The 14,228-nt window shown below is 72.8% G+C and carries 14 protein-coding genes; 2 read left to right on the top strand and 12 right to left on the bottom strand.

The features are described 5' to 3' along the window. The 12 genes from ACWGKU_RS37125 to ACWGKU_RS37070 all read right to left on the bottom strand — a co-directional run. On the bottom strand, nucleotides 1–900 hold a 900-nt coding region (locus ACWGKU_RS37125), incomplete at its 3' end, for a condensation domain-containing protein (RefSeq protein ID WP_452191737.1). 135 nt (nucleotides 901–1,035) lie between these two features. Beyond that, nucleotides 1,036–1,236, bottom strand: a complete 201-nt coding sequence (locus tag ACWGKU_RS37120) for an MbtH family protein (RefSeq protein ID WP_359900357.1) — start codon at nucleotides 1,234–1,236, stop codon at nucleotides 1,036–1,038. Nucleotides 1,237–1,314: 78 nt separating this feature from the next. Then, on the bottom strand, nucleotides 1,315–2,694 hold the full coding sequence (locus ACWGKU_RS37115) for a glutamate synthase-related protein (RefSeq protein WP_452180526.1): 1,380 nt from the start codon (nucleotides 2,692–2,694) through the stop codon (nucleotides 1,315–1,317). Continuing rightward, nucleotides 2,691–3,692 carry an asparagine synthetase A gene (locus ACWGKU_RS37110; RefSeq protein ID WP_452180527.1) on the bottom strand — a complete coding sequence of 334 codons (1,002 nt, stop codon included), beginning with the start codon at nucleotides 3,690–3,692 and terminating at the stop codon, nucleotides 2,691–2,693. The genes ACWGKU_RS37115 and ACWGKU_RS37110 overlap by 4 nt, the downstream gene beginning before the upstream one ends. Before the next feature lie 47 nt (nucleotides 3,693–3,739). Continuing rightward, nucleotides 3,740–5,035, bottom strand: coding sequence for a methylaspartate mutase (locus ACWGKU_RS37105; RefSeq protein ID WP_452180528.1), 1,296 nt, complete (start codon nucleotides 5,033–5,035; stop codon nucleotides 3,740–3,742). Continuing rightward, nucleotides 5,032–5,532: a cobalamin B12-binding domain-containing protein gene (locus ACWGKU_RS37100; RefSeq protein ID WP_401052767.1), complete on the bottom strand. Its 501-nt coding sequence runs from the start codon at nucleotides 5,530–5,532 to the stop codon at nucleotides 5,032–5,034. The genes ACWGKU_RS37105 and ACWGKU_RS37100 overlap by 4 nt, the downstream gene beginning before the upstream one ends. Then, nucleotides 5,529–6,299 carry a thioesterase II family protein gene (locus ACWGKU_RS37095; protein WP_359900347.1) on the bottom strand — a complete coding sequence of 257 codons (771 nt, stop codon included), beginning with the start codon at nucleotides 6,297–6,299 and terminating at the stop codon, nucleotides 5,529–5,531. The genes ACWGKU_RS37100 and ACWGKU_RS37095 overlap by 4 nt, the downstream gene beginning before the upstream one ends. Further along, complete coding sequence (locus tag ACWGKU_RS37090) at nucleotides 6,296–8,107, bottom strand: non-ribosomal peptide synthetase (RefSeq protein WP_452180529.1); 1,812 nt, start codon at nucleotides 8,105–8,107, stop codon at nucleotides 6,296–6,298. The genes ACWGKU_RS37095 and ACWGKU_RS37090 overlap by 4 nt, the downstream gene beginning before the upstream one ends. Then, nucleotides 8,104–9,135, bottom strand: coding sequence for a TauD/TfdA family dioxygenase (locus ACWGKU_RS37085; protein ID WP_401052761.1), 1,032 nt, complete (start codon nucleotides 9,133–9,135; stop codon nucleotides 8,104–8,106). The genes ACWGKU_RS37090 and ACWGKU_RS37085 overlap by 4 nt, the downstream gene beginning before the upstream one ends. A gap of 695 nt (nucleotides 9,136–9,830) precedes the next feature. Beyond that, nucleotides 9,831–10,232, bottom strand: a complete 402-nt coding sequence (locus ACWGKU_RS37080) for a pyridoxamine 5'-phosphate oxidase family protein (protein ID WP_452180530.1) — start codon at nucleotides 10,230–10,232, stop codon at nucleotides 9,831–9,833. A gap of 59 nt (nucleotides 10,233–10,291) precedes the next feature. After that, nucleotides 10,292–10,924 (bottom strand): MBL fold metallo-hydrolase, encoded by a 633-nt coding sequence (locus ACWGKU_RS37075; RefSeq protein WP_401045877.1) that lies wholly within the window; start codon nucleotides 10,922–10,924, stop codon nucleotides 10,292–10,294. After that, nucleotides 10,921–12,006 carry an S-(hydroxymethyl)mycothiol dehydrogenase gene (locus ACWGKU_RS37070; protein ID WP_401045879.1) on the bottom strand — a complete coding sequence of 362 codons (1,086 nt, stop codon included), beginning with the start codon at nucleotides 12,004–12,006 and terminating at the stop codon, nucleotides 10,921–10,923. Before ACWGKU_RS37070 ends, ACWGKU_RS37075 begins: the two co-directional genes overlap by 4 nt. Nucleotides 12,007–12,648: 642 nt before the next feature. Here ACWGKU_RS37070 and ACWGKU_RS37065 point away from each other — a divergent pair. Beyond that, nucleotides 12,649–13,863, top strand: coding sequence for a cytochrome P450 (locus ACWGKU_RS37065; RefSeq protein WP_401045881.1), 1,215 nt, complete (start codon nucleotides 12,649–12,651; stop codon nucleotides 13,861–13,863). Continuing rightward, nucleotides 13,860–14,117 (top strand): ferredoxin, encoded by a 258-nt coding sequence (locus ACWGKU_RS37060; protein ID WP_452180531.1) that lies wholly within the window; start codon nucleotides 13,860–13,862, stop codon nucleotides 14,115–14,117. The genes ACWGKU_RS37065 and ACWGKU_RS37060 overlap by 4 nt, the downstream gene beginning before the upstream one ends. Nucleotides 14,118–14,228 lie beyond the last annotated feature (111 nt).

Raw genomic sequence — 14,228 nt, 5'->3', positions numbered from 1 at the left:
CGACCAGTACGCCAACTGCTCACCCACGACCCCACCCAGCAGCTCCTGCTGCCACAGCGAGTAATCCGCGTACTGAACGGCCAACGGCTCCCACTCCGGCGCCAGCCCCGCCAACCGCGCCCGATAGGCCGACGCCACCCCCTCCCACAACGGCCTCATCGACCAACCATCAATCGCGATGTGATGTGAGGTCAGCGACAGAATCGACTCTCCCTCGCCCTCGCCGAGCGTGAACAGCGCCACCCGCAACGGAAGTTCGGTGGAAAGATCGAACGGCGTGAACGCAGCCGTGCGCATCTCCTCGTGCAGCGCATCACGTCCGCACTCCACGACCGTGAACGGGACGTGGGCGCCGTCGGCGGGCAGCACCAGCTGGCGCGGCTGACCGTCGACCGCCGGGTAGACCGTGCGCAGGGCCTCGTGCCGGCCGACGACGTCACCGATCGCCGCACGCAGAGCCTCGACGTCCACCGTGCCGTGCAGGCGGAACGCGAACGGACTGTTGTAGGCCGCCGACGCCCCCTCCAACTGGTCGAGGAACCACAACCGCTGCTGGGCGAACGACAGCGGCAGCACCTCCGGCCGCGGGCCCGCCACCAGCGCCGGACGCGCCGGGCGGCCGTCCTTCAGCTTCTCCGCCACCTTGGCGACGGTCGGGTTCCGGAACAGTTCACGGATGCCGAGCTCCGCGCCGAGCGTGCTGCGGATGCGACTGATCAGCCGGGTCGCGAGTACGGAGTGACCGCCCAGCGCGAAGAAGTTGTCGTCGATCCCCACCGACGGCACATCGAGGACCTCAGCGAAAAGGCCGCACAGGATCTCCTCCTGCACCGATCCGGGACCGCGGCCGTCCTCGGCCATGGCCTTCTGCCCGACCGTCGGTTCCTTCTGCTGAGCCATGACATCTCCCTCTGGTGCCTATCCGGCGGTGATCGATGTGCGTGACCGGACGCCCCGGCCGGGTGCTTCGTCACCTGGCCGGGGCCGTACGCGGGTGTGCGAAAGGAATGGGGAAAAGGGAATCGGGTCCGCGGGTCAGCCGACCGCGGTCGGGCGCGGCGCCAGGTCGGTCCAGTTCTGCTCGATGTACTCCAGGCAGGCCTGGCGGTCGTTCTCGCCGAAGGCCGTGGCCCAGCCGGCCGGGACCTCGATCGCGTTCGGCCACAGGGAGTGCTGGTTCTGGTCGTTGACCAGGACCACGTAGCGGCCGTCGGCGTCCTCGAACGGATTCGTCACAGCGGTGCTCCTTCTTCGCGGGGTGAATGTTCGTGGCGGGGAAAGGGACCGGGCCCCGGTGGGGCGGGGTCCGGCGTGCTACGGGTGGAGGTGCGGGTCGGCCGTTCCCGGGAGCCAGACGTCCTCCGGGCCCAGCGCGGCGGGCGTGTACTTGCCCAGCGCGCTGATCAGCAGCCGCAGTTCGAAGGCGAGGCAGGAGACCAGCCGGGCGATCCCGTCTTGCGGGTCCTCGTCCGCCGCGAGCAGGGCCGCCCGGCCCAGTCCGACGGCGCGGGCGCCCAGCGCCAGGGCCTTCACGGCCCTGGCGCCCTCCCACATCCGGCCCGAGACCAGCAGGCAGTCGGAGGAAGAGCGCGGCTCCAGCCGGCGCAGGCACTCGCCCAGCGGCAGGCCCACCTGGTCGAGGAAGCTGCTGGGCGCCCAGCCGCTGCCGCCCTCGGCGCCGTCCACGGTCACCGAGTCCGCGCCGCTCTCCCGGGCCACGGCCGCCGCCTCGCGGATGTCGCGCCCGGGCGGGAGTTTCACCCAGATCCGCGCGCGCGGGTAGTTGTTGCGCATGAACCGGATCTGCTGACGCAGGATCTCCGCGGTGAACGTGCCCGGGCTGCTGGACCGCAGCACCCGGTCGTGCCCGCCGCCGAAGACGTTCTCGTCGGTGCTGTACTGGGCGGCCAGCTGGTCGGCCACGGAGCGTTTCAGCACCGTCATCCCGCCGAGGCCGGGCTTGGCGCCCTGTCCCACCTTCAGCTCGAACGCCAGCCGGCCGGACTCCAGCAGGGCCTTCGCGGCCGGGGCGCTGTAGATCTGGTTCCACACCTCGGCATCGGCGTCCTCGGTGCTCTGCTGGAACGCCAGCCCGCCCATGCCCTCGGGGAGTTCCTGCTCGTAGGCGCGCAGCCGGGCGAGCATGCTGTCGCCGGTGTCGGCGGAGCTGTCGGCGGACCGGTCCCCGGGGCTGCCGGTGGACCGCTCCTCGGGGCTGCCGGTGGACCGGTCCTCGGGGCTGCCGGCGGAACCGTCGGCGAAGCCGTTGGTCGGCACCACGTTCTCGCCGATGACCAGCGGGATGCCCAGCCGTCCGGCCTGGCGGCTGGCCGCCAGGCCCAGCCCGGAGGAGGCCACCTGGGTGGAGCCGAAGGCCGAGACGTACACCGGCAGCGACGACCGGAACCCGCCGATGTCGGTGGCGAGTTCGACGTCGCCGTAGAGCGGCTCGCGGGCCAGGTCGGTGAGCTTCTCCAGCCGCTGGGGCATGAAGACCGGCGGGACCAGGCGCATCGCGTCCAGCACGTCCGCGCCGTGGGGCGCCGCCGGCTGCGGGACGCCGCCCGTGCCGCCGGCGCCGAACAGGGTCAGGCCGTAGCCGTCCATCGGCGGGAACGCCCCGGCGGCGCCCTCCCTGGCCCGCGACCGGATCGCGGCCTCCGGGAAGCCCGGGGCGCCGAGCACCCCGCTCACGGCGAGACCACCCCGGGGATCTTCGGGAACGGGGTGGCCTGCCAGACGGCGTCCAGCCCGGCGACGTAGCGGGTGAGCCGCTCGATGCCGATCCCGAAGCCGGCGCTGCCCGGGATCCCGTCGCGGACCATCTTCAGGTACCACTCGTACTTGGCCGGGTTCTCGCCGCTCTCGCGCATCCGGGCGATGATCCGCGCGTAGTCGAACTCCCGCTCGCTGCCGCTGATCAGCTCGCCGAAGCCTTCGGGGGCGATGAGGTCGAAGTTGCGCAGGACCTCCGGGCGCCGCGGGTCCTCGCGGTCGTAGAAGCCGCGCGAGCCCTTGGGGTAGTCGATGATGAAGAACGGCGAGTCCGACTTGTGCGAGAGCAGGCCCTCGCCCTGCCAGTCGATCTCGGCGTCGTGGTTCTGCTCGTGGCCCAGCCGGGCCAGCTCGGCCATCGCGTCGCCGTGGCTGATCCGCTCGAACGGGGCGTCGCGGGTGAGCAGCGGGATGAAGGCGTCCGCGTCGCGGCCCAGGACGTCCAGCTCGGCGCCCATCGTCCGCACCACGCGCTCGATCGCCGCGGTCACGATGGACTGTGCCACGCCCATCGCGTCCTCCTGCGTGGCGCCGGCGATCTCCACGTCGAACTGGTGGAACTCCGCCAGGTGGCGGCCGATGTTCGCGGTCTCCAGCGGTTCGAGCCGGACGTTCGGCGCGACGTAGAACACCTTGTCGAAGGCGAGCAGCGACGCCTGCTTGTAGAGGATCGCGCTGGTCATCAGCTTGTAGCGGTGGCCGTAGAAGTCGACGTCCACCTGCTTGGCACCACGGCCGCCCGGGTCCGTCACCGGTCCGATGATCGGCGGCAGCAGCTCCACGAACCCTTCGCCGAGGAGTAGTTCGCGGCCCGCCTGGACGATCTGGTTCTGGATCCGCAGCACGGACCGGGTCACGGGGTTCTTGAGGTGGTCCGGCAGTGCACCGGGCCGTGCAGACTCGAACTCGCTGGTCAAGGGGTCTCTTCCTTCGGTTCTCTGGTCCTGCGGTTCTGGCAGGGGGTTCAGCTGGGGATCCCGGGCAGCCGGTCCAGCGTGGTGGCGGCGCGCTCGTCGAACGACCGCGCGACGTGGGACAGGGCCCGGAGCAGGTCCGCCGCGCTCATCGAGCGGTTGCCGGTGGACCGCCCGTTCGGCCGTACGGGCAGGGAGCCGGTGTGCGACCAGCGCAGCCGCCCGTCGGAGTCGATGTAGCTCCTGGCCCGTCCGGCGTTGTCCGGGTGCAGGCAGTACGGGACGTCCAGCAGCCCCCGGTTGAACGCCTCGACCAGGGCGGCGCCCACGTCCGTGTTGAGGCCGAGGACGGTGTTCACGAGCGCGGTCGCCTCCGCCAGGACCTCGCTGTCCGCGCCGGTGTCCGGCGGCGCCGATCCGCCCGCGTTCTGGGCGGCCAGCGCCGCGATCTCCAGCGCCTCGACGTTCTCCCGGACGGTCGGGATCCGGTGCGCCTCGGCCGCCGTCTTGACGATGAGCCGTTCCGCTCCGGTGCGGACGGCCAGCTCGGCGGCCTGCTCCAGCAGCAGCAGGGCGCCCGAGCGGGTGCTGGGGTAGACCCCCATGTAGTTGTAGATCACGATGTGCCAGTCGACGTCCGGCAGCAGCGCACCGGCGAGCCGGCGCAGGGCCAGCACCGCCTCCCGGTCCTGCTCGGCGTTGGTCTGCTGGGCGTAGCTCAGCGAGATGCTGCGCAGGCCGTGCCGGCGGAAGAACACGCCTTCCAGGAGGCTGATCGCCACCAGCAGGCTGGGCGGGCAGAGCTGGCCGAGCATGCAGCCGCCGAAGGTCTCGACGTGCGGTTCGATGCCGTGGTCACGGGCCCTGACCATCAGCTCGCAGGACCGTTCCCAGTTCCGCACCGCCTGGCGCAGCGGGAGGCGCCCGTACGGCAGGCAGTAGGAGACCGGGCCGCCTTCGGTGGTGTCGAGCCCCGCTTCCAGCGAGGCCGCGATGATGCCGTAGGGGCTCGCCGACCCGTGCCGCACCTGGACCGGGAAGTCGCGCTCGCGCACGCCGTCCAGCACCCCCCGGTTGGTGTCCGGGGGGTGGGTCCTGATCGGGTAACCGTTGAGGTCGCCGCCCTCGTCGACGGCCCGCCGGGCGTCGGCGAGCTTGCCGAGCCGGGTGTAGCTGTCCAGGGTGATCGTGCCGACCGTGGTGGCGTTGGCCCCCTTGACGGCGATCAGCCCGTCCCGCATGGCCCGCGGGTCGCCGAAGCCCATGCGGGGCTGCACCACCAGGTTGCCCTGTTCGTGCGACCGTCCGACGAAGTCCGCGAACGCGTTGACCGGCCCGTCGTTCATGGGGTCGGGGCGGCGCGGAGCTCCTCCAGGACGCGGCCGGCCCGCCTCGCCTTCTCGGCGCTGAGGGCGGCGACGTACCTCTCGAACTCCGGTAGTCCGGACGACTCGTGGAAGACCGCGGAGAAGCCCGCGGACAGCAGGCGGCGCGTCATCTCGCCGCCGGCGGCCCCGCCCGCACCGGCCCGCAGCTGCTTGCCGGTGCCGAGCTTCCCGCCGATGACGATCGGTGTGTCGGCGAGCTCCGGGTCGGCGCGCAGCGCCGCGACGGCGGACAGTCCGTCGCTCTCGCCGTGGCCGTTGACGCTGCTGAGCACGATGAGGTCGGGGGCGCCGCGCCGGCACTCCGCCGCCAGTTCCCCGCCCGGCAGGCACGGGCCGAGGTTCTGCACCCGGTGCCCCCAGTCCTCCAGCTGGAGCTGGAGGAAGACCAGGTTCCAGGTGTGCGAGTCCGACTCGGTGCCGCTGACGATCACGTCCAGCGTGGCGTCCGTTCTCATCGTCGGCTCCTCTCGCGGGGATCGAGGGCGGCGATCCTGGAGGGCAGGGTCCGCCAGACCTCCGGGGTGTAGAAGTGGCCGCCGGGGAGGACGTCGTGGCGGTACTCGCCCAGCGCCAGCGTGCGCCACTGCTCGCCCGCGTTCGCCTCGATGACGTCGTCGTCGGCGCCCGACAGCATCTGCACCGGCATGCTGACGGTGGCGCCCTCGGTGTAGCGGAAGGTGTCCCGCACCCGGATGTCGGCGCGCATCAGTTCGACGCTCATCTCCTGGAGTTCGGGGTCCTCCAGGACGTGTGCCGGCATCAGGCCGTGGGTCTTCATCCAGAGCAGCAGACCGTCGTCGTCGTCCTGCTGGGACGGGAACATGTCCCGGGGCGTGAGCCCGCGGGCCGGCGCGTTGGCCGAGGAGACGACCAGGTTCCGCGGCAGCGGCCCGCCGCCGCTCTCGATCCGCGCGGCGACGTCGAACGCCATCCAGCCGCCCATGCTGTGCCCGAAGAGCACATAGGGGCCGTCGACGGCGGACAGCACCGCCGCGGTGGCGTCCTGGGCCAGCTCCTCCCAGTCGGTGGCGAAGTCCTCCAGGAACCTGCCCTCCCGGCCCGGGTAGCAGATCGCCGACAGGGCGATGTCGTCCGGCACGGCGTCGCCCCACAGGTGGTAGGAGGCCGTGCCGCCCCCGCAGAAGCCCAGGCAGATCAGCGTCAGGGCGGCGTCCTTGGGGCGCCGGATGCTGATGACGGTGGTGTCCTGTGCGGTGTTCACTTGCCCTCCGTCCGACGGGACGCCACGAACTCCGCCAGCGACCGCAGTTCGGGGTGCTGGTAGACCTCCTTCGTGGACACGGTGATGCCGAACTGCTTCTTCAGCCGGCCGATGACGCGCAGCGCGATGAGCGAATGGCCGCCCAGCGAGAAGAAGTTGTCGGTGGGGCTGATCCGCTGGCGGCCGAGCACCTCGGCCCACACGCCGGCGATCAGGGTCTCGAACTCGCCCTGCGGCTCGTCCCCCGGCTCCTGTTCGTCGGCCCACAGGGCCTCGTCCACGGCGGGCAGGGCCCGGTGGTCCACCTTGCCGTTCACGCTCAGCGGCATGGTGTCGAGCGTGACGAACGCCGAGGGGACCATGAACGACGGCAGCACGCCGCCGAGGTGCTCCTGGAGTTCCCGGGCGCGCGGGACGCTCCCGCCCTCCGGGACGACGTAGCCGACCAGTTGGTCGCCGGCGGTCTCGGTGGCGTGCAGGACGACGGCGGCGGTCCTGACCTCCGGGTGCGCGGCGAGCGCCGCCTCGATCTCGCCGAGTTCCACCCGGTAGCCGCGGATCTTGATCTGCCGGTCGGCCCGGCCCAGGTAGTCGATGGTGCCGTCGGGGCGCAGCCGCACCCGGTCGCCCGTGCGGTACATCCGGCGGCCGGTACCGGCCGGGTCGGCGACGAAGCGCTGAGCGGTCAGCGCGGGCCGGCCGACGTAGCCGATGGTCACGGAGGGCCCGGCCAGGTAGAGCTCGCCCGGCTCGCCGGCGGCCGCGGGGCGCAGCCCTTCGTCGAGCACGTGGGCGGTGAACCCGGGCAGCGCGCGGCCGATGTGCGGGCCCGCGCCGGTGATCCAGGCCGCGGTGGCGTCCACGGTGCACTCGGTGGGGCCGTACAGGTTGATCGCCTCGACCGTCCCGGCGTCGCGGGCTTCGCCCAGCTCGCGCCAGACCTCCGCCGGTACCGGCTCGCCGCCCATGAACAGCCGCAGGACGCGGCCGTCGGCGGTGGGGGCGAGGAGGGCCTCGCGCAGCACCTCCCAGTGCGAGGGCGTCAGGTCCAGGTCGTCGACGGCGTGCTCGTCCAGCAGGGCGCGCAGCACGGCCGGGTCGGTGCGTTCGTTCTCGCCGATCACCACGATGCTGTCGCCCCGGCAGATCCGGGCCCACTGCTGGACGGAGGCGTCGAAGGAGATGCTCGCGTTCCAGGCCACCGTGCGCGGCCGGTCGGCGTAGAAGCCCGCCTCTTCGAGGTCGGCGGCGAGCGCGGCCACGCCGCCCCGGGTGGCCTCCACGCCCTTCGGCGTTCCGGTCGAGCCGGAGGTGTAGATCACGTACGCCGGGTCCGCCGGGGAGGTCTCGGCCGCCGGCGCGTCCGGAGTCGCGGTCGGCGCGGCGAGGGCGTCGGCGAGGGTGATGACGTCGACGCCGGTGGGCCACGTCGGCCCGTTGCCGGGCTCCGCCAGGACGGTCCGCAGGTCGGCGCCGGCCACCATGTGGGCGAGGCGGTCCTGCGGGTAGGCGGGGTCCAGCGGTACGTAGGCGGCGCCGACGTGCCACACGGCGAGCAGGGCGACGACGAGGTCCGCGCCGCGGTGCATGCTGACGCCCACCCGGGCGCCGCGTCCGAGGCCGCGCTCGGCCAGCTGTGCGGCCAACCGGCGTACGTCGTGGTCGAGTTCGGCGAAGGTCAGGGTGCGGTCGGTCCCTCGCACGGCCAGCCGGTCCGGGGTGGACGCGACGGCCCGCCGGAACCGGACGATCGGGTCGACCGTCACGGTCGGGGCCGCCGGGGCCAGGGGCTCCTCGGTGATGCTCACGCGGCACCGCCGTTGCCCGCCGCGGCCGGCACGGTGGGCCGGCACTCGTCGAGGTCGACCGGGTTGCCCATGGCGACGACGATCTTGCGGTCGCCCCGGAACGGGTCGCGGCCGTGGGCCGTGAGCACGTTGTCGACGAGCATGACGTCACCGGGCTGCCAGGTCTGACGCACCGTCGCCTCGGCGTAGGCGGTGTTGATGATGTCGAGCTCGTCCCGGGTCAGGGGCTTCCCGTCGGCCACTCCGGTTTCGAACGGCAGGCCGTCCGCGCCGAATTCGTCCACGAGCGTCTCGCGGAGCTCCTCGTCCAATGACCAGGAATTCCAGAAGGCCATGTGATTGAACCAGACCTCCTCGTCGGTCGCCGGGTGCCGGATGATTCCGGGCCGCCGTTGCGCGGTCCTCAGATTCCCCTCGTCGTCCCAGTGGCAGGAGATCAGGTTCTCCGAGCAGTACTGCTCGACGTCCTCCCGGCGCTCGGTCGCGAATGCCTTCTCCCAGCTCACGGAGATGTGCTCGGAGTAACTCCGGTGCAGGGTCCAGCCGTTGGCGCGGATCCGCTCGACGAGCGGGGCGGGCAGTTTCCGCAGCACCTCCCGGCAGTCCGCGACCGGCGTCGCCCCGCCCTCCTCCGGGGCGATCAGGCAGGCGAACATCAGCAGCCCGGGGAACGTGAGGGTGTAGCTGTTCTCGTTGTGCATCCGGATCGACTGGGCCGGCGGCAGATCGGTGGACGAGTAGACGTCGTTGCCGAAGCTGCTGCGCGGCGTCGCCTTCTCCCGGTAGGGCGTCCGCTGCGGGACGAGGACGTCCCGCACGAGTGCGAAGTCCTCGACGGAGGCGACCGGAAGCCCGCGCAGGTACAGCGCGCCGTACCTTTGAAGCGCGGTACGGATGTCGGGCAGGAGCGCGTTCAGCCACGCGCAGGCCTCGTCGGTACCTTCGAATCGAGGGACGACGAGGGTGGCCGGCTTGCCCTTCTCAAGGGTCCAGTCCAGCTCTTGTGGCGCAGTTCTTGCAGAAGACATGACTCGATGCACCTTCCTCATGACGGAGCGCGACGGCATGGTGCCGCGGTCGCCCCAGGGCAGTTGGATCGCGATCAGAACCTCTGAACCGAGAACACGGTCATCGACCCCGCGGGGTCGTCGTGCCGGGTCGCCGGGACATGCGTGCGGCCCGAATCCGGGGCCGGCCACTGAAGGGTTCGGCAGGGCGGCGACTTCCGCTGCCGGCGGCGAATGGGCAGCACAAGAGCCCGGCTTTCCGACGCCTGTTCACGCGTCGACGAGCCGCTATCGCCGGGCCGTCACACCATCGGCCGCACCTGCGGGCCACCGGTACCGCGTCTCCGACCGGAGAACGGCGGGATGCCGTCCGGCACTCCCGCACACCGATCCATCCCCCCCTCCCGAGTGCTCACCTTCGGGTACGCGGAATTCGCGTCCCCGGCGTCGTTCCCCCGAGTTCGCCGAGGCGGGTGTACTGATACCCATCGCCTCCGCCTTGACCGTGCGCGGCCAATCAGATCACATCAACGCGCCGTCATGGAAGAAGTCGTGGAGGCAAGTTCGCAGCTTTCATACGGCATTCACGTCACCGACGGTGACGAATCCACCACCGTTTCAGGTGATTCCGGTGCTGGGGGCGGCCGTCGCCCATACGGCAACACCGGCAACACCGGCACCAGGCGCCGGCCGGCCGGATCCCCGGGCGGGCGCGCTCAGGCCCGGCCGAGGACGCGGTCGACGGTGATCTCGATGACCACCCGGTCCGGGTTGACCCGCGGCTCCCGGTAGCGCTCGGCGTAGCGGCGCTCCGCCTCGGCGACCTGCTCGGGCTCGTCGCGGACCACCGCCAGCCCCTCCAGGGTCGACCAACGGGCCCGGTCCACCTGGCAGACCGCGACCCGCTGGCCCCCGGGCCCGGCCTCGGCGACGTTGCGGGCCTTGCGACTGGTGCGGCTGGTGATCACCCGGGCGGTGCCCGTCTCCGGCTGGTACGTCACACCCACCGGCACCACGTGCGGCGTGCCGTCCGGGCGGGTGGTGGTCAGCGTGGAGATGTGCCGCTCCCGCCAGAAGGCGAGGAAGGAGTCGTCGAGGTCGCGCGGGTCATGGGCCATGATCGCGATGGTACGGCCCCCGGGGAACGGGCGTTCCCCGGGGGCGTACGGGCGGGGCGTCAGTGCCCGCGCGCGATCCACTCCGGCAGGGCCGGGGCCTCGGCGCCGATGGTGGTCGGGTCGCCGTGGCCGGTGCGCACCACGGTCTCGGCCGGGAGCGTCAGCAGCCGCTCGCGGATCGAGTCGACGATCGTCGGGAAGTGCGAGAACGACCGGCCGGTGGCTCCCGGCCCCCCGTGGAACAGGGTGTCGCCGGTGAAGACGGTGCCCAGCCCGGGCGCGTACAGGCAGACCGCGCCCGGCGCGTGCCCCGGGGTGTGCAGCACGGTCAGCTCGGTGCCGGCCACCTCGATCCGCCCGCCGTCGGCCAGTTCGCCGTCCGGCAGCCGCTCGGGGTGGGTGAGCTTCCACAGCGGAAGGTCGTCCGGGTGCAGCAGGATCGGCGCACCGGTGCGGTCGGCGAGCGCCGGGGCCGCGTCGATGTGGTCGTTGTGCGCGTGGGTGGAGACGATCGCCAGCAGCCGGCGCCCGCCGAGCGCGGCCTCGATGGCCTCGGCGTCGTGCGCGGCGTCGATCACCACCGCCTCCTCGTCGTTCCCGACGATCCAGACGTTGTTCTCCACCTCCCAGCTGCCGCCGTCGAGCTCGAAGGTCCCGGCGGTCACCAGCCGGTCGATGCGGGCCGAGGTCACAGGACCACCACCGAACGCAGGACGTCGCCCTGGTGCATGCGCTCGAAGGCCTGCTCCACGGCGTCGAGCCCGATGGTCTCGGTGACGAAGGCGCCGAGGTCCAGCCGGCCCTGGAGGTAGAGGTCGATCAGCATCGGGAAGTCCCGCGAGGGCAGGCAGTCGCCGTACCAGGAGGACTTCAGCGCGCCGCCGCGGCCGAAGACGTCGAGCAGCGGGAGCTCCAGCGTCATCTCCGGGGTCGGCACGCCGACCAGGACGACGGTGCCGGCCAGGTCCCGGGCGTAGAAGGCCTGCTTGTAGGTCTCCGGCCGGCCGACCGCCTCGACCACCACGTCCGCGCCGTTGCCGCCGGTCAGTTCGCGGATCGCCTCGACCGGGTCGGTGGTGCGGGAGTTGACGGTGTGGGTGGCGCCCAGCCCGCGGGCGGTCTCCAGCTTGCGGTCGTCGATGTCCACCGCGATGATCTTCGCCGCGCCCGCCAGCCGGGAGCCCATCACGGCCGCGCCGCCGACGCCGCCGCAGCCGATCACCGCGACCGAGTCGCCCCGGCCCACGTTGCCGGTGTTGATCGCGGCACCGAGGCCCGCCATCACGCCGCAGCCCAGCAGGCCCGCGACGGCCGGGTCGGCCGCCGGGTCCACCTTGGTGCACTGGCCGGCCGCGACCAGGGTCTTCTCGGCGAACGCGCCGATGCCCAGGGCCGGGGACAGCTCGGTGCCGTCCAGGAGCGTCATCCGCTGCTTCGCGTTGTGGGTGTTGAAGCAGTACTGCGAGCGGCCCCGCTTGCACGCGCGGCACTGGCCGCACACCGCACGCCAGTTGAGGACCACGAAGTCACCGGGCCCGACCTCGGTGACGCCCTCGCCGACCGACTCCACGATGCCCGCGGCCTCGTGGCCGAGCAGGAACGGGAACTCGTCGTTGATGCCGCCCTCCCGGTAGTGGAGGTCGGTGTGGCAGACGCCGCACGCCTGGATCCGGACCACCGCCTCGCCCGGGCCAGGGTCCGGCACCACGATCGTGGTCACCTCCACGGGCGCGCCCTTGGCGCGCGCGATGACTGCCTTGACCTGCTGGGGCATCCGATTCCACCTCCGTCTGCCGGTGCGGCTCTGCACCGGCGTGACCTGCGACAACACGACTGCAAGACGAACTGCCCACGAAGCGTATCGCCCGCCCGGCCGGTCACCGGCGGAGCGTCCCGGGCGATCCGACGTGACGTGGTGTGATACGGCTCACCGGACCTGCCGACGGCGTGTCCGACACCGCCGCGCCGGCTCACGGACCCTCCCCGCGGCATGTGCCGCCCGGGTATCCGCCGAGCGCCCGGGGACCGCCCGGCGCGGCCCTGTCGACAGGGGCGCACGGGCGTCGCCGAGCGCCTGTCAGCACGCCCCGAAGTGCCCGGAAAGCACCGGCGTTGGCTGGAAGTGCCGCAGACGGGCGCCCCGCCACCCACGTACGGTCGTAGCTGAGACGGTCCACGCGACCACGCTCAGCACACCCGCCCCACCCGTCGGCGCGCGACCGCGCACCGACCGCGCCGGGTGCGCACCGACCGTGCACCCGCGCACATTTCGCGCCACACCCCGTAGGAGCCCGACCGAACCCCGGCCCGTGTCGAGCCGCCAGCCGGCCGCATCACCCGTCCCCCGCACGATCCCCGGATTCACCCCCCGTCGGGTCGCGTCCCGCGGCCCACCGCCCTGGAGTCTGGAGTACGGATGTCCACCGAGAACAGTGCGACCAGCGCCGGCACCGCCCCGCTCCCCCCGCTGCACTGCATGCGCCAACTCGAACCCGGCCCGCCCCGCCTCGCCGCGCTGCCCACCGGCACGCCGGTCTGGCTGGTCAGCCGGCACGCCGACGTGCGCCAGGTGCTGACCGACCCGCGACTGGGCCGCGCCCCGCTCTACGCGCCGGACGCCCCGCCGATCACGGTCACGCCGAACATCCTCGACGACCCGCAGAGCATGCTGAACATCGACGGCACCGACCACCAGCGGCTGCGCCGCACCGTGCAGCGGGCCTTCACCCCGCGCGCGATCGAACGCTGGCGGCCCTGGGTGGCCTCGGTGGTCGAGTCGCTGATCGACGAGCTGATCGACCACGGCTCCCCCGCCGACATCATCGCCGGCTACTCCCGCCCGCTGCCCGTCGCCGTGATCAGCCGGCTGATGGGCCTGGACAACCTGGACAGCAAGCGGCTCGCGCACTGGAGCGACCACGCGCTCTCCACCACCGCCCACAGCGCCGAGGCGATCGTCACCGCGATGACCGAGTTCGCCGCCTTCGGCGCCGAGGTGATCGCCGAACGCCGGGCCGCCCCCGGCGAGGACCTGGTCAGCGGGCTGCTCGCGGCCGCCGCCGAGGACGGCTCGATCACCGAGGGCCAGCTGGTCGTCCTGGTCATCGGCCTGGTCGTGGCCGGCCACGAGACCACCATGACCAGCCTCGGCAACGCCCTGGTCTACCTGCTCCAGGACGGCCGCGACGCCTGGCGGCGGCTCTCCTCCGACGAGGCCAGCGCCGCCGCCGCGACCGAGCAGCTGCTGCGCGCCGTCCCGCTCGGCGACCGCCAGGAGCACATGCCCGGACTGATGCGCCGCACCGTCGAGGACGTCGAGATCGGCGGTGTGGTCATCCCGGCCGGCAGCGTGGTCGCCGCCGACGCGAACGCCGCCAACCACGACCCGGAGGCCTTCACCGGGGACCTGCGCACCGAGCTGTTCTCCCCGCTGGCCGCCCCCATGCTCACCTTCGGCGCCGGGCCGCACCACTGCCTGGGCGCCTGGCTGGCCCGGATGGAGCTGGAACTCGCCCTGCACCGGCTGGCCCGCCGGCTGCCCGCCCTGCGGCTGGCCGACCCGGTCGGCCGGATCGACTGGCGGCGCGGCCTGCTCACCCGCAGCCCGAACTCCCTGCGGGTGGAGTGGTGACGGGCCGTGCGAACACCGAGCCGGTGGTCGTCCGGGTCGACCGCGACCGCTGCATCGGCTCCGGGATGTGCGCCCTCAGCGCCCCCGACTCGCTGGTCCTCGGCTCCGACGGGCTGGCCGCACCGCTGGCCGAGTACGCGGACGGCGGCGCGGAGCCGACGGACGGGCTGACCGAGGCGGTGGACTTCTGCCCGGTCGAGGCGCTCAGCCTCCACTCGGCGCGCGGCGGCTACCGGATCGCCCCCGCCGATTGAACGCGCCCGGTGGTGGGCGGCCCCCCCGCCCCCCCCCGCCCCACCCCCCGGGCCGCGGGGCCCCGGGCCCCCCCCCGCCCGCGCCCCCCCCCCCCCCCCGACACCCCCCCC

This window comes from Kitasatospora sp. NPDC054768, from assembly GCF_053612025.1.
Note: the sequence above shows the minus strand (reverse complement) of the source record. Positions and strands in the feature narration are given on the sequence as shown.

Excerpts from the sequence above, each read along its gene's own strand:
- ACWGKU_RS37105 (WP_452180528.1), bottom strand. The coding sequence starts at position 5,035 with ATGAACGACGGGCCGGTCAACGCGTTCGCGGACTTCGTCGGACGGTCG.
- ACWGKU_RS37100 (WP_401052767.1), bottom strand. The coding sequence starts at position 5,532 with ATGAGAACGGACGCCACGCTGGACGTGATCGTCAGCGGCACCGAGTCG.
- ACWGKU_RS37085 (WP_401052761.1), bottom strand. The coding sequence starts at position 9,135 with ATGTCTTCTGCAAGAACTGCGCCACAAGAGCTGGACTGGACCCTTGAG.
- ACWGKU_RS37080 (WP_452180530.1), bottom strand. The coding sequence starts at position 10,232 with ATGGCCCATGACCCGCGCGACCTCGACGACTCCTTCCTCGCCTTCTGG.
- ACWGKU_RS37070 (WP_401045879.1), bottom strand. The coding sequence starts at position 12,006 with ATGCCCCAGCAGGTCAAGGCAGTCATCGCGCGCGCCAAGGGCGCGCCC.
- ACWGKU_RS37065 (WP_401045881.1), top strand. The coding sequence starts at position 12,649 with ATGTCCACCGAGAACAGTGCGACCAGCGCCGGCACCGCCCCGCTCCCC.